Genomic DNA, 13,845 nt, shown 5'->3' on the forward strand with positions numbered 1-13,845 from the left:
ACCGCTTACATTTATTATTATATTCTTTTAATCTTAAATGTCTAGACATTTATTCAAAAAAACTAACAAATTTTCAGAACTCTTTCAATCAGGTATAAAAAAAGGCTGTAGAATTGGATTTAAACTTGGATAGATGATCACTAGTCTTTTAGTCTACAAATATGCATGTATGACTTTTAAACGACGGTTTAGCCGGATAGTTATACTTGTATTAACTAAGAAGATCGGCATTTTAATACGTTGATATTTGGTATAAGTATAAAGCTGTGGAAACAAGCATACAGCTCCTTACTTAAGCATAAATCCAATATGCTAAGCATAGATTTTTTTGGGATAAGCATAAGTAGATTAAACATAAGCATATATCCTAACAACCTAAGCAAAAGCTGCAGATATTAAGCATAAATCTTTATAACTCAAGCATAAAAGCTGATCACCCAACGGCAATTGGAACTAAACACTCCAACCCTGTCCAAAAACTTATGAGAATAGGCAAAAACCCACGCAGTTAAACAAAGAATAGTAAGAAATTGACCAAACTACATACCTAATTTACCCTACTGGCTCCCAATTAGGATCAAAAAGGAAATCCAATCGTTCAAGCTAGCGGAAGATTAAAAAAAGCAGGGCTCCCTTTTATCAAGGAGCCCTGCTATACCTTCCTATTTAACTAACAGTCCCAGGCACTTTCCTGCCCAATTCAGGACTTTCATTTTTAATTAAGAATGACGTTAATAATGCTGCAATACTGCCGATAAAGCCGTATATAAATAAATGATGAATTCCTTCCATAGAGGTAGACCCGGCAGCTAATAATGCCCCCATAATGGTGACTCCTATGGCAGTACCCATATTCCGGCAGAACATGAAGAACGATGTGGAGATGCCTTTTTCATGCCCTCCTACTAATTGCTGCGAACCTATCATCCCTACCGTTGAAAGTAACCCGAAGGCCAGCCCCTGAACAATCATCACAAAGAACACATATACGAAGCCATGGTTTTCATTTAAAAGCAAAAGCAATAATCCTGAAATAATTAAAAAGCTATTCCCGATAATTAATAATTTACGGTATCCATATTTAAGAATCCATTTTCCAGCTGGAACCGCGGCTGCCATCCAGCCGATGGCTGAACCAAGCAGGGCAACTCCGGATATGAATACTTTTAAACCTGCTATTTCCTGCAAGAATAAGGGGATAAAGCTTGAGGTCCCAAATAACGCAAGTGTCCCGATAAAGGCATTTATGTTAATCCATGAAATGGTCTTATTGTTAAACATGGATAACGGGACGATGGGAGACGTCTGCTTTTTCTCGAATAAATAAAAGATTATGATTAATATTAAACCAAGCATGCCGTATAGGACCCTATGATCTTCCACCACTGTGACAAGAAGCAGGAAGGTAATCCCCGCAGCAAAGAGAAGGGCCCCAATATAGTCGACAGTTGCTCGTTTCGGCTTATAGTTTTCCTGGTAAGGCAATAGAGCTACAAAGGCAATAATGCAGATTGGAAGGTTGATAAAAAAGATCCATCTCCAGCTCATATATTGTACAAAAAATGCGCCCAGCATCGGCGCTAGAATAGCTGATAGCCCCCACATGCCGGTAAACAGTGCCTGAATCTTCCCCCTCTTTTCAATCGGAAAGAGGTCGCCGGCAATGATGGCCGGGAAAGGCATCATAAAGCCTGCTCCAATACCCTGAACGGCCCTGAAGATTACTAGTTGAATCATATTTGCGGACAATCCGCAAAGAAATGATCCAATTAAAAACAGGATCATTCCAAACCCAAAGACCCGTTTTCTGCCGAACATGTCCGACAAACGGCCGGCAACAGGCGAAAGTATAGTAGTTGTGATCATATAAGAAGCAAACGACCAAGCATAGAGGTCAAGTCTTCCTAACTCCTCAGCTATGATGGGCATGGTTGTATTCATAATCGTTGTATCAATGGATGCAACCAGCATAGCCAGGACAATACTGATCATTACAGTAGTTCTGCTTTTCATTTATTAAACCCCTTCATAAAAGATAAAACTTATAATAACAGCATTACAGAAATATTTCATCCAAGACATTCTGTATTATGGTAGAATTTTGTAAAAGGGAGTGTGGCAATGAACGAAACACAAAAACAAAACAATTTCTCCATAAATCTATTAGCAGGCGTATGTATCGTTACCGTTTCTCCAATATTGATTACTTCCCTGCCCGGGATGTCTGTTCTAGAAGTGGCGTGTCTTGCCCTGCTTTTGATTTCAATAACTTTTAAGACCCCAAGGACGTTCCTTAGCAGGCTGACAGGACGGTTTGGAAATATACTGCTTCACCCATTTATATTTTGGGTCGTTTCTATTGCATGTATCTATACTGCTTTGACTATGTTTTGATAATAGAAGGAACTCGGTTTAGCAGAGTTCCTTTTTTAATATTATTCACAGACCAATATCTGTCTTGAAAATACCCCTTTTCGTGCTACACAGCGGTCCTTGATTTGAAAACCTGCTTCTTCTACCATGTGATCGATCGTATCAATCGTCACGACGACCAATCTCTTGGCAAACAGGCGGGCAGAATTTAGGATGGAAAGCTGGTCCTCTGGAGTAGCATGGGTGTATAAATTGTATGGCATATCAATGATCGCAGCATCATAGTTTTCGGTTACTTCTGAAATAGGCCCTGTTGTGACCTCGCCTTTTAACCCAAAGTAGGCTATATTTTCCCGCGAACCGTCAGTGACTAAGTAATTGATGTCACGTCCCACAATATCAATACCCATGGACAATGCTTCCACGAGGACAGTGCCAATTCCGCAGCACGGATCGATCGCTTTAATTCCTTCTGGATGAGGAACGGCGATATTGGCTACTGCCCTCGCTACCCGGGTGCTCAGCGCAGTCGAGTATTCCCGCGGCTTTTTTAAATGATGAAGCCAGATCGGTTCACTCTTTTTCAGTTTACCGAAATACCACTTTCCCTTAAGAGGCATAATGCAAAGCAGCTGGTGCGGGTTCTTCATATCAGCTTCCCCGGCTATCTTCCACCCGATATCTCTTTCAATTTTCAAGCGCTCCTGATATCCGATTTTTTCATTAGGAGCCAATTCATATATTTTAGCGAATTGTACCTTAAAGGTAGAATCGCCCATATCCAGCTTTTCAGCCTGCTCCAGAATATCGTCCACACTGTCTCCTTCATATAGTACTTCAATTCGCTCTTTCATAAATGGACTTCTGCTTGGGTCGATGTTAATAGAACTCGTAAGAATGTTTGAAGCAGCGTCTTTCCCAAAAAACGAACGCATCTCTAATCGGCATAAAGAGCGTTCCTCATCATTGCACACATATGTATATATAAATGCCGGTTTCTGTTTCTCGTTAGTCAATGAAATTTCCATCCTTTAATGTATCGATTTTTCCTGCGGAATAATTAGCTTATCACAGCCTTCTCTCATTCACTACCATTTAAGTAGATTAGGCTGGGCTGTGTCTAGCCCATTTGCAGGATTTTAGGAATTTATGCAGGATTTCTGATTTTTTTGCAGGATTTATTAATTTATTGCAGTATTCCCAGAATTTATGCAGGATTTTGAAATGTACAGAATCAGTAGATCACCTTTCGAACCTAAATTAGTTTGTATACAAATTATATTTACACAAACAATTAAGAAGAGTATACTCATTAAGGTAGACGAATGGAGATGAATCATACATTGCTAAAGGATCATATTGGGTTTACAGCCTCAACAACCAGCAAGATGATACGGGGATTAGTGAACACCACTCTTAAACCGTTTGGTATAACAGCCGAACAATGGACTGTGTTAAAGCATTTGTCCTTTGTGAGCCATATAAATCAAAAAGATTTATCAAAACGCACGGATAAAGATCAAGCCACATTAACTAAAATCCTGGATTTGTTGGAACAGCACAGGCTTGCAGCCCGTCTTCCAAATCCAGACGACCGGCGTTCTTATTTTGTTGAAATTACAGAGCAGGGAAAAAAGCTTGTGGAGGAAGCTATGCCTTTAATTGAAAGCTTGTATGACGACATCCTGCTGAATTTGTCATCTGAACAAGTTGAAACATTTATGAATACACTTCAGCAAATTCAGAGTAATATCAAAAAGCTTAAATAATCATAAGAGCAGAAAGAAGGATTTACATTTGGAACAACAGGGCACAACAAAATTATGGACTTTACAGTATACGCTAATTATAATTACAACCTTTGTATTTTTCCTCAGCCTGCAGGCTTTGCTGGGAGGTTTTCCGGCGTTTGTTGCCGGCATAACGGAGGATCCTTCAAAGGGCGGGCTTATGACCACTTCCTTTATGCTTGCCGCCATTTTCACACGGCCTTTCATCGGCATATTGATGCATAAATTGAATGTTAAAAAAACATTAATTTTCACTATGATTTTCGTGATGGCGACCATCGCGATCAGCTTCGGCCAAGAAACCTTTTCTGTGTTGATCCTCCTCAGGATCTTTCAAGGAATTTCATTTGGCATCATTACTACCCTTCTGGCAACGCTCGCTACTAATTTAATTCCAAATGATAAAATTGGTGAAGGGATTGGATATTTTGGAATGGCAACAAGCCTAGGGACCACTTTTGGACCTATGGTCGCTCTTACATTGGTGCATTCCTTTTCATTTAATAATCTCCTGGCTCTTACATTCGGATTAATGGTCTTTGCCATTGCAGGAAGCTTATTTATTATAAATAAAGAAAAAGCGCCAGCCGTACTACCTGTAAAATCAGGGTCTCTATTAAATTATGCCTTTGATAAACGGGCGTTTCTTCCCTGTATTCTGGTTTGTTTGTTTTATATTACCTTTTCGGGGATTGTTAACTTTATCGACGGCCTTGGAAGTGCCAATCATTTTGGAGGCAAAGTGTCGATATTCTTCCTTATTATTGCCGGCATGATGATTTTAACACGTCCACTTTCAGGTAAAATATACGACCGGATGGGCCATAAATTCCTTATCTACCCAGCCAGCATCTCCGGAATAATCGGTCTCTTGATATTAACGTTTACACACAGCTTCTCTCTGCTTTGCATTGCAGCCATTTTCTACGGAGTAGCCTATAGCGTCATGCAGCCAACCTTCCAGGCATGGGCTGTCAGCCGCGTTTCCCCTGAAAAAAAAGGAACCGCTAACGCCATGTCCCTAAGCTTTATGGACTTAGGGATGGCTATTGGAGCCGGTACACTTGGAAATGTTGTACACCATATAGGCTATAATGCAACATACGGATATTCCAGTATCTTAATCATCCTTCTCGGGATTATTTATCTGGCAAGCAGCTTCGTTGCTAAAGGAATCAACAAACCGTTAAACCACAGCATATAATGACAGTAATCAGGCTCCTTTTATAGGAGTCTTTTTTATTTATCACCAGAGAATCTTCACGTTTATTCCCTTCCATTTTTCCGCCATAAAAAGTAGACTGTCGCCTTTGCAGGTTTTTTTTCGTCATAAAAATTTTTTCTGCCCACCTCCTTTTCTCCTTCACTCTATTTCATTTCTGCAGACTCATCTATAATAGTGTACAAAGGCAAATATGCTGGCTTGAGGAGGCTGAATATGGAAACAGAATTAATTGCAGGTAAACCGTTAACCGAATGGGAAAATCAATACCCCTTAATCGAAGACTTAATGGTATTGAAAGAAGTATTCTGGAACAATCCAAAATACCGTTCGTTTCAAGAAGCAGCAGAGAATATTTCTTTAACTGAAAAAGATGTCATCTATGCTGAGGCAAGGCTGCTGCGTTTCGCTCCATATCTAGCAAAAGTATTTCCGGAAACGAAAAAAACAAATGGGATCATCGAATCACCTCTCGTTGGAATATCTAAGTTTCATAACACAGCTGAATCTATTTTCCGGACAAAAATAGAAGGAACTTTCATGCTGAAATGTGACAACGAACTCCCTATTTCTGGCTCAATTAAAGCCAGGGGCGGTATTTACGAGGTATTGAAGCATGCGGAAAACTTAGCATTGGAACACAAAATGCTCCGTTTTGAAGATGATTATTCTATTCTTGCAAATGAAGATTTTAAGAACTTTTATTCTCAATATTCTATTGCGGTCGGTTCGACTGGCAATCTCGGGCTTAGCATTGGAATCATCAGCGCAAAGCTTGGGTTTAAGGTGACCGTCCATATGTCAGCAGATGCGAAGCAGTGGAAAAAGGACCTGCTTCGAAGCAAAGGGGTTGTCGTTGTTGAGTATAACTCCGATTACAGCAAAGCGGTTGAAGAAGGCCGGAAACAAAGTGATAGCGATCCAAACAGCTATTTTGTCGATGATGAAAATTCTACTGCTTTGTTTTTAGGCTATGCGGTCGCTGCCCTCCGATTAAAAAAGCAGCTGGAGGAGATGAATATCCTCGTAGATCCGGAGCACCCTCTTTTCGTTTATCTTCCGTGCGGGGTCGGAGGCGGTCCAGGTGGAGTGGCCTTTGGTCTGAAGCTTCTCTTTAAAGACTCTGTTCATTGTTTCTTTGCAGAGCCGACACATTCACCCTGCATGCTTTTAGGATTGATGACAGAGCTGCATGATCAAATTTCGGTACAAGATGTTGGGATTGATAATATTACAGCTGCAGACGGGCTTGCAGTTGGACGGCCATCCGGTTTTGTAGGGAAAACATTGGAGAAGCTGCTGAGCGCGGTTTATACCGTAGAGGATTCAATGCTGTATATGCTGTTAAATATGCTGGCAGATTCAGAGAATAGGTATGTAGAGCCTTCTGCTGCGGCCGGTTTGTACGGTCCCATCCAATTAAGTATGGAACCAGCGGGACAGGATTATATAAAAAAACATGGTCTGAAGGAACGGATGGCTGACGCGGTCCATATTTCCTGGGCTACAGGGGGCAATATGGTGCCTCGCGAAATGATGAAAGAATACCAGGAAATCGGGAAATCACAGCTTGCAGACTTTTTAAAGGTCTAGGTCACCTGGGATAAGCTGATAATATAGAATAAGATTGGGTACATAAAGGTATGGATACCTATACTTTTTGCAGGGGATGAAATAATGACGATTGCAGGAATCATACTGGCAGGCGGCAAGTCTTCACGATTTGGAAAGCCAAAGATGTTTGAAACGTACAAAGGGAAATACTTTTACGAATATAGCGTTGATGCATGTAAGGAAAATTCCCTTTCCCCCCTAGTCATCGCTACCAATCAGAATTTAATCCCGGATTTCAAACGGGATGATGAAGTGGAATTTATTATAGAAAAAGAAACTGAAATCCATCTGGGACCTTTATTTGCCATGTACCATGCGATGAACAGCATCGAGGCGGATTGGTACTTTATATTATCCTGTGACATCCCTTTTGTCACTTCTGATTTTGTAAGCTATATGATCAGCCTGGCTGAAGGGAGCAGCTATGATGCCATTGTTCCCATTCAGGCAGAGAAAATCCATCCGCTTCTCGCTCTTTACCATCGCAGGAGTTTACCGAAAATGCAGCAGATTTTGTCCCAGGATATAAAGAAAATCCGTGTTTTTTTAGATGAGATTGATGTGCTTAAGGTTCCTTTTCCAGAAGATAATGTTGTGTTTGTAAATATAAATCGTCAGGAAGATATGCTTCATTTGTGATTGTGTTATTATCTCTTTTCTGACTCTGTGCCTGGCTCTAATATGAAAGACTTGAAGGACCGCTGGATCTTTTAAGTCTTTTTTTTATAAAAATGGACCATACTGAGGATAAAAACATAAGAGGATGTTGTAAAATGCTGACACAGGATCAAGTGATGCAGGCTTTAAACGATGTGCAGGATCCAGAGCTTCATAAAAGCCTTATTGAGCTAAATATGATTAAAAGTGTAAAAATAGAAAATTCAGATGTGCAGCTTGAGGTTGTGTTAACCATTCAGGGTTGTCCTTTAAAAGCGAAGATTAAAGATGAAGTTGAAACTGCTCTTCGAGGTATTGGTGCTGTAAATGTGGATGTAATCTTCGGGGCCATGAGTCCCGAAGAAAGAGCTTCGCTGACTCAAGTTCTGAAGAAGAACTCTACAACGGAAAGCGGGATGCCGTCGCTGCTCCGCCCTGATTCCGGGGTACGCTTTATTGCGGTAACAAGCGGGAAAGGCGGTGTTGGGAAGTCGACTGTTACGATCAACCTGGCTGCTGCGCTTGCCCGCATGGGGAAAAAGGTTGGAATTTTGGATGCGGATATTTATGGATTCAGCATCCCGTCCATGATGCAGATAGATGAAAAACCGACCATGATTGACAAAACCGTTATACCGGTTGTCAGTCATGACGTGAAAGTAATGAGCATGGGCTTTTTTGCAGAGGATAATAACCCCGTTATGTGGCGGGGGCCGATGCTGAATAAATGGATCCAGAACTTCCTTGCCAATACCCATTGGGGTGAACTGGATTATCTGCTTCTCGATCTGCCGCCTGGAACCGGTGATGTGGCAATTGATGTGGCTGCTATGATTCCGCAGGCAAAAGAAGTAATTGTGACTACTCCTCATAATGTAGCTTCACATGTTGCCTCAAGAGCAGGTGTCATGGCAAGGCATACGAAACATGACATATTAGGCGTAATCGAAAATATGGCATATTACGAAGAAAGCGATGGCTCACGCAACTACCTGTTTGGAAGAGGCGGCGGTGAACGCCTGGCTGCCGGGCTTAAAACAAATGTAATCGCACGAGTACCCTTTGCAAGTCCTGAGCAATCATCAGGCTCTTCCGTATATGACGAGGATTCTCTGGTAGGAGAGCTTTTCCGGTCACTGGCAGAAGATGTGTTATATAAATATGCACAATAAAGAGCAGGGCGATATAGATTTTTATATCGTCTTTTTTAATATGAACATAAGCATAAAACCGGTAAGGTAAGCTTAGTACCCTTAGATAAGCATTAGTCAATAAACCAAAGCATAGCTAAGCATAAACATTAAAATCTTAAGCATAAAAAGCAAAAAGTTAAGCGTAAATTGTAAAAAGTTAAGCATAAAATTCAAAAACTTAAGCATAAACAATAAAACGACTTGTTATTTTACTGTTAAGTTTCTTCGCCTGATGCCAGAGGAAGGCTGTATGTGGCTAAATGGAGTTTTTATGTGGTCAAACTGCAATTTTATGTGGCTAAAACACTTTTTTATGTGGCTATCTCGCGGCTTTATGTGGCTGAATCTCAGCTATAAATAAGTACTCGCTCTCACTGCCTGTGTTGTTGACTCGCCAATTCATGTGGCTCCCTCGCTCCTCAATGGCACCCGCCCATTTACCGTTCCAATTTTCAATCCCTATGCAGCCAAACTGGCAGCTGGTCTAATTTTATATGTCCACCGGCTATAAAAAAAGGGAATCCAACAACGGATTCCCTTTTCTCACGGCTTTTAAATGTCAAAATAGTTAACACTTCTGTCGTTCTGGCAGTTTTCACAAACATGCAGAATTCTGGTTCTTTCAGATTCTGTATCTTCTATTTCCATTTCCTGCTCGCTGCCGCATAATTCACAAATACGCATATATCTTCCTCCCTTTTTAATGAGGTAAGTCCTGGTTATCCGTTTTGATGTCATATCCTGAGTCCCTTATTGCCTGCTGAAAGTCCTGGATGGAAGCGGCATTTTTATCATAGCCGATTCTTGCTTCTCCGCTTTCTTGATTTACATCAGCACGGAGAATGCCCCAAACACCGTTTAAGGCATGAACAATTTCGTCGGTGTCTTTTTGAGAAAGGGGTCCATGTATTTTAATAACACTTTGCTCTTCCATTTCGCTTTCCTCCTTCTTAATGCAGTTCCTGTGAGGGATGCTGTGTAAATGATTCACCCATGCCATGAAGGAATTCAACCATGGTTGTCATCGCTGCTTTGATTTCAGGATCTCTCATGCTTTTCCCTAATTTCCATAAGCTGTGTTGTTCTTGATTTTTAATACTTTCTCCCATGCGATCGAGACCCTTTGTAACACCGCCCATTATAGCCTGCAGCTGTTCCGGCTTTAGAGTGCCCATGAAATTAAACAGGTAAATGGCATTTTTAATCGTGTTATGCATGCCCGGCTGGTTAATTTGCTGCATTGCTATGACACCCACGTCTGTACGATTCTCCATAATAGCATGAAGGGCATCCAGAATTCCTATTTCCCGCAGATTCTTTAAGATGGCTAGTGCAGATAGAATTCCTTCTTTGTTATCAGCAAGGGCTTTTAATATCTCCCCAATGGCCTGGGCCTGTTCTTCCATTGGATTAGGAATTTGCTTATTAATTTGCCTGATTGCTTTCGCCAAGTGCTTCCCCTCCATTTCCGAATAAATCTTCTATCGCCTGAAAGTCTGGGCGCTGCCATTTTTCCTCAACCCGCACGCTTATCTGCGGCACCCTGTTTCCGAACCGGTGGTTGTGCTTAGGCAATGGCGGTTCACCTGTCGCTTCTAAAATCTCCATTTTCACACCGATTTCCTTGTATGCTGGAGTATGTGTCACTAGATCATGGTAACTGCTTGTTAAGTAATTGACTGCTTCGTCGTCTTCAAAACTGTTCATCGTCAGATAAATTTCCTTGCCTTTAACCCGGTCCGTAACAAGCGTCCTTACTTTAACTTGTCCATATGGTGAAGTTAATCTAACTAATGTACCGTCAGTGAGATTTCGTTCATCGGCTAGTTCGAGAGAAACCTCCAGCCAAGTGCCAGGTACCTTATGAGTAAGACCTTCTGACCGGTATGTCATATTTCCTTCATGGAAGTGCTCAAGCAGTCGTCCATTGTTTAAATGAAGATCATATTCCTCTCCTGCCATATAAGGAGGCGTCCAGTCAACCGCGAACAGCCGGGCCTTTCCATCTGCAAATGCAAATTTATCTTCATATAGAAGCGGTGTATCTGTTCCATCTTTATGAACCGGCCAAACCTGGCTGTTAAAGCCTTCAAGACGGTCATAGCTCACACCTGCAAAAATAACAGCAAGACTGGCTGCTTCATCCATAATTTCACTTGGGTGTGAGTAATTCCAATCAGCACCCATCCGGTTCGCTACTTCCTGGAAGATCTCCCAATCCGGCTTCGAATCGCCTAGCGGGTCAAACACCTTATAGAATCTTTGAATCCGCCTTTCTGTATTTACAAATGTGCCGTCTTTTTCAAGTGAAGGTGCTGCCGGTAAAACTACATCGGCAAATTGTGCCGTTTTCGAGAAGAAAATATCCTGTACGACAAAGAAGTCTAGTTTTTCAAAACAGCTCTGAACATGGTTCGAGTTTGCATCCACTAGCCCCATTTCTTCTCCGAATAGATACAGCGACTTTAGTTTTCCTTTGTGGATGGCCTCTACCATGTGGTGGTTGTCCATTCCAGGGTCCTTAGGAATTTCAACGCCCCATGCTTTTTCATACTTTTCTCTGATCTCCGAATTTCCTACAGGCTCATAACCGGGGAACCAGGAAGGCATTGTACCGAAATCACAAGCACCCTGTACGTTGTTATGGCCTCTAAGCGGGTATGCACCTGTTCCAGGACGGCCATAATTTCCAGTGATCAGCAATAAATTGGAAATCGCTGTGCTGGCATCCGTAGCCCCGGAATGCTGCGTAATTCCCATAGCCCAGAGGATACAAACTGAATTAGCTTCATGAATCATGGTAGCTGCTTTAATTAAGTCCCCCTGCGATAGCCCGGTCATTTCTTCCGCGTATTCTAATGTGAATTTATCTAAAGTTTTTATATAACCTTCTACATTGCTCACCCGTTTGGCCAAAAACTCTTTATCATGCCAATCTTGATCGATAATGTATTTTGTCACGGCAGAAAGCCAGATTAAATCTGAGCTTGGCTTAGGATGCATGAGGAAATCTGCACGCTGTGCCAGTTCATGTTCTCTAATATCAGCCACGATTAATTTCTGCCCATACAACTTATGAGCCCGTTTTACACGCGTTGCAAGAACAGGATGTGATTCTGCTGGATTCGCCCCAATTACAAAAACTAAATCTGCTGTTTCAATATCCTGCATGGTCCCTGAATCTCCGCCAAGGCCAACAGTACGCAGCAGACCAGCAGTAGCCGGAGATTGACAGTATCTTGAGCAATTGTCAATATTATTTGTTCCAATAACAGCACGTGCGAATTTTTGCGCCAAAAAGTTTTCTTCATTCGAGCATTTAGAAGAAGCAATTACTCCAATTGACTCTGGGCCATGCTCTTCCTTAATTTCGGTAAGCTTGCTTGCAATGAGATCTAACGCTTCATCCCAAGTTGCTTCTTCGAAAGCCCCGTTTTTACGGATTAAAGGTTTGGTTAAGCGCTGGTCACTATTAACGAAATCCCAGCCCCATTTTCCTTTTACACACGTAGATATGCCATTAACTGGAGCCTCGTGGGTCGGCTCAATTTTTAATATCTGCCGGTCCTTTGTCCATACTTCAAAGCTGCACCCTACACCGCAATATGTACAAACCGTTTTAGTCCGTTCAATCCTTGCTTGCCTCATTGCAGCTTCCACTTCTGATATCGCAAAAATTTGTTTATAGCCTGGTTCCACTTCTTTAATTAAATCCACCATCGGCTCTAAGATTGGGGGCGGAAGCTTTGTAAGGAATCCGGCTTCACCGAGCATAGATTTTTCCATTAAGGCATTACATGGGCACACATTTACACAATGCCCGCAGGATACACATGACGATTCATCAATTGGAACATCATTATCCCAGATAACCCTTGGTCTTTCCCTGCTCCAGTCGATGGTTAAGGTTTCATTGACCTGTAAATCCTGACATGCCTCAACACATCGGCCACACAATATACATTGATCCGGTTCATACCTATAGAAAGGATGCGAATTATCCGGCGGGTAAGGTTTTTCTCTAAATTCATATTTCTGATGCTCAATCTCTAAGTATTCAGCTGTATTATGGACGGTACAATTGCCGTTATTATTATCACAAACTGTACAATATAGTTCATGATTTTCAAGGATTCTCGACATCGCTTCATATTGAGCGTCCTTAACAGGCTTTGATAATGTATCAACCGTCATACCTGCAACCGCCTTAGTCGAGCATGCACGCACCAATTCGCCTCCTGCCTGTACAAAACATGTGTCACAGGTTTGAATCGTTCCGAGGTTCGGGTGATAACAAATGCTTGGAATATACAAGTCATGACTTTGGGCGACTTGTAATATCGTTTGACCTGGCTGTGCTGTTAATTCTTTTTCGTTGATGCGGATGGAAAAAGAATGTTCAGACATGTGATTTCCTCCTATCTTGCTGCCATTAGACTTAATTTTCAGTAATTAAGCCATGCATCAGCTAAATGCTGTTGATTTACCCTAGTATTCCCAAAATGGATATGAATAAAATAAAATATTTTAGCAGCCCTTAAAATTATTCACTAATCTCTGTGTATCAATCCTTTCCTTTTTGGCAAATTTATAGGAGATAATACCCTTAGGGCGGAGTTCGAATAAATCTGCCCATTATATAAAGAATTCAATAAGAAGGCAGGAGAACCGAAGCTATGGAAAAAGAAATACTCTTACAGCTAATTCAATCTATGATTATGTCCTCGTCAAAGAAGCCAAAATACATGAGCATCTCCACAGTGAAAGTTGCCGATCTCTTAGAAAGATCAATTACCGAAATTGAACAGGGACTGGGAGAACTAGTACAAGAAGGACGCCTGCGAACATCAACATTAGAACAGCCGCCGCACAACACCATTTACATGCTTCCATAATTGTGGGGGACTGTCCCCCATTTCCCGGATTATTTCCCAAAGCAATTTATCTATAAAGCATAATTAGCGCCTTTATTAGACGACAAAAAAGACCCCATCAG

Annotated in this window: 13 protein-coding genes; 7 read left to right on the forward strand and 6 right to left on the reverse strand. The window is 41.5% G+C overall.

All coding sequences use genetic code 11. The features are described 5' to 3' along the window. Positions 1-666: 666 nt before the first annotated feature. Complete coding sequence (locus JOC77_RS07190; RefSeq protein WP_204540865.1) at positions 667-2,013, reverse strand: MFS transporter; 1,347 nt, start codon at positions 2,011-2,013, stop codon at positions 667-669. Between the two features lie 108 nt (positions 2,014-2,121). On the opposite strand from JOC77_RS07190, the gene JOC77_RS07195 reads away from it, so the two are divergent. After that, positions 2,122-2,394 carry a hypothetical protein gene (locus JOC77_RS07195; RefSeq protein WP_204540868.1) on the forward strand — a complete coding sequence of 91 codons (273 nt, stop codon included), beginning with the start codon at positions 2,122-2,124 and terminating at the stop codon, positions 2,392-2,394. A gap of 41 nt (positions 2,395-2,435) precedes the next feature. On the opposite strand, the gene JOC77_RS07200 is transcribed toward JOC77_RS07195, so the two are convergent. Further along, positions 2,436-3,389, reverse strand: coding sequence for a TRM11 family SAM-dependent methyltransferase (locus JOC77_RS07200; RefSeq protein ID WP_239558651.1), 954 nt, complete (start codon positions 3,387-3,389; stop codon positions 2,436-2,438). A gap of 315 nt (positions 3,390-3,704) precedes the next feature. Here JOC77_RS07200 and JOC77_RS07205 point away from each other — a divergent pair, with 315 nt between their 5' ends. The 5 genes from JOC77_RS07205 (at position 3,705) to JOC77_RS07225 (ending at position 8,828) form a co-directional block, all read left to right on the forward strand. Beyond that, complete coding sequence (locus JOC77_RS07205) at positions 3,705-4,142, forward strand: MarR family winged helix-turn-helix transcriptional regulator (protein WP_204540874.1); 438 nt, start codon at positions 3,705-3,707, stop codon at positions 4,140-4,142. A 28-nt stretch (positions 4,143-4,170) separates the two neighbouring features. Further along, a complete protein-coding gene (locus JOC77_RS07210; RefSeq protein ID WP_204540876.1) occupies positions 4,171-5,367 on the forward strand; it encodes an MFS transporter in 1,197 nt (398 codons plus the stop codon). Between the two features lie 234 nt (positions 5,368-5,601). Next, positions 5,602-6,978, forward strand: a complete 1,377-nt coding sequence (gene dsdA, locus JOC77_RS07215) for a D-serine ammonia-lyase (protein ID WP_204540879.1) — start codon at positions 5,602-5,604, stop codon at positions 6,976-6,978. An 84-nt stretch (positions 6,979-7,062) separates the two neighbouring features. Then, positions 7,063-7,638: a molybdenum cofactor guanylyltransferase gene (locus JOC77_RS07220; RefSeq protein WP_204540882.1), complete on the forward strand. Its 576-nt coding sequence runs from the start codon at positions 7,063-7,065 to the stop codon at positions 7,636-7,638. A 134-nt stretch (positions 7,639-7,772) separates the two neighbouring features. After that, complete coding sequence (locus JOC77_RS07225) at positions 7,773-8,828, forward strand: P-loop NTPase (protein ID WP_204540885.1); 1,056 nt, start codon at positions 7,773-7,775, stop codon at positions 8,826-8,828. 573 nt (positions 8,829-9,401) lie between these two features. On the opposite strand, the gene JOC77_RS21575 is transcribed toward JOC77_RS07225, so the two are convergent. The 4 genes from JOC77_RS21575 to fdhF are packed head-to-tail and all read right to left on the reverse strand — an operon-like array spanning position 9,402 to position 13,256. Further along, positions 9,402-9,533: a hypothetical protein gene (locus JOC77_RS21575; protein WP_275585059.1), complete on the reverse strand. Its 132-nt coding sequence runs from the start codon at positions 9,531-9,533 to the stop codon at positions 9,402-9,404. 16 nt (positions 9,534-9,549) lie between these two features. After that, positions 9,550-9,783 carry a heavy-metal-associated domain-containing protein gene (locus tag JOC77_RS07230; RefSeq protein WP_204540888.1) on the reverse strand — a complete coding sequence of 78 codons (234 nt, stop codon included), beginning with the start codon at positions 9,781-9,783 and terminating at the stop codon, positions 9,550-9,552. A gap of 16 nt (positions 9,784-9,799) precedes the next feature. Continuing rightward, positions 9,800-10,300, reverse strand: coding sequence for a helical membrane plugin domain-containing protein (locus JOC77_RS07235; protein ID WP_204540891.1), 501 nt, complete (start codon positions 10,298-10,300; stop codon positions 9,800-9,802). Then, complete coding sequence (gene fdhF / locus JOC77_RS07240; protein ID WP_204540894.1) at positions 10,275-13,256, reverse strand: formate dehydrogenase subunit alpha; 2,982 nt, start codon at positions 13,254-13,256, stop codon at positions 10,275-10,277. Before fdhF ends, JOC77_RS07235 begins: the two co-directional genes overlap by 26 nt. Before the next feature lie 269 nt (positions 13,257-13,525). On the opposite strand from fdhF, the gene JOC77_RS07245 reads away from it, so the two are divergent. Further along, positions 13,526-13,744 (forward strand): hypothetical protein, encoded by a 219-nt coding sequence (locus JOC77_RS07245; protein WP_204540897.1) that lies wholly within the window; start codon positions 13,526-13,528, stop codon positions 13,742-13,744. Positions 13,745-13,845: the final 101 nt, after the last annotated feature.

Source organism: Peribacillus deserti, from assembly GCF_016909175.1.
Classification (GTDB): domain Bacteria; phylum Bacillota; class Bacilli; order Bacillales; family DSM-1321; genus Paraperibacillus; species Paraperibacillus deserti.

Bases quoted from the DNA above. Each gene is read 5' to 3' on its own strand.
- JOC77_RS07225 (WP_204540885.1), top strand. From the start codon at position 7,773: ATGCTGACACAGGATCAAGTGATGCAGGCTTTAAACGATGTGCAGGAT.
- fdhF (WP_204540894.1), bottom strand. From the start codon at position 13,256: ATGTCTGAACATTCTTTTTCCATCCGCATCAACGAAAAAGAATTAACA.
- JOC77_RS21575 (WP_275585059.1), bottom strand. From the start codon at position 9,533: ATGCGTATTTGTGAATTATGCGGCAGCGAGCAGGAAATGGAAATAGAA.
- JOC77_RS07220 (WP_204540882.1), top strand. From the start codon at position 7,063: ATGACGATTGCAGGAATCATACTGGCAGGCGGCAAGTCTTCACGATTT.
- JOC77_RS07190 (WP_204540865.1), bottom strand. From the start codon at position 2,013: ATGAAAAGCAGAACTACTGTAATGATCAGTATTGTCCTGGCTATGCTG.
- JOC77_RS07195 (WP_204540868.1), top strand. From the start codon at position 2,122: ATGAACGAAACACAAAAACAAAACAATTTCTCCATAAATCTATTAGCA.
- JOC77_RS07245 (WP_204540897.1), top strand. From the start codon at position 13,526: ATGGAAAAAGAAATACTCTTACAGCTAATTCAATCTATGATTATGTCC.
- JOC77_RS07205 (WP_204540874.1), top strand. From the start codon at position 3,705: ATGAATCATACATTGCTAAAGGATCATATTGGGTTTACAGCCTCAACA.
- dsdA (WP_204540879.1), top strand. From the start codon at position 5,602: ATGGAAACAGAATTAATTGCAGGTAAACCGTTAACCGAATGGGAAAAT.
- JOC77_RS07230 (WP_204540888.1), bottom strand. From the start codon at position 9,783: ATGGAAGAGCAAAGTGTTATTAAAATACATGGACCCCTTTCTCAAAAA.